The sequence below is a fragment of the Empedobacter sp. GD03797 genome, assembly GCF_029842105.1.
Taxonomy (GTDB): domain Bacteria; phylum Bacteroidota; class Bacteroidia; order Flavobacteriales; family Weeksellaceae; genus Empedobacter; species Empedobacter falsenii_C.
Genome location: NZ_JAOCFS010000075.1, coordinates 1 through 547 on the forward strand (window position 1 = coordinate 1; position 547 = coordinate 547).

Here is a 547-nt window from a genome sequence, read left to right on the forward strand (position 1 = left end):
CATTTTGATATTTTTACTTTGAGGATGCGAAATTGAAATGAATTCAACTTGACAAAGAGTATGTAAAAAAGTATTTTATTCGCCACAATTAGCCATTTCTAACCATTTATCTTTCCATTCTTTTGGAAATAATCGACTACTCCTTGTTTCATTCGTAATTTTTTGAAAACATTCTTTGTAAATTTTTCCATTCGATTTAATTATATAAACATAATTATCGTTAGGTAATTTATATATACTATCTCCAATAGAGGAAATAGTCATTATTTCTCTAGAAAATGAAATGTCAAAAAAAGTATTCTTATTTTTAATTTTTAAAAATATTGGAGGTGTGTCTCTAGTAGAGTATTTACTAATTATTATTCCTGAAAAGTCTTTTTGTATTTCTTCAATTATGGCTTTTTCATTAGTAAAATCATCAAATAAATCACAACCTTTCCAAAAAAGGAGAAGAAAAAATATATATATCAAAAATTTTCGCATATAAACATTTTTCTAATTTTCTATAAATTACATTTAATAGTATAACAAATTTCTCATTTCTCGG

1 protein-coding gene is annotated in these 547 nt (G+C 23.6%); it reads right to left on the reverse strand.

The genetic code is table 11. The annotated features are described in order from the left end of the window. Positions 1–75: 75 nt before the first annotated feature. Positions 76–483: a hypothetical protein gene (locus N5D90_RS17095; RefSeq protein WP_280063485.1), complete on the reverse strand. Its 408-nt coding sequence runs from the start codon at positions 481–483 to the stop codon at positions 76–78. Positions 484–547 lie beyond the last annotated feature (64 nt).

Coding starts and splice junctions, on each gene's coding strand:
- N5D90_RS17095 (WP_280063485.1), bottom strand. CDS start 483: ATGCGAAAATTTTTGATATATATATTTTTTCTTCTCCTTTTTTGGAAA.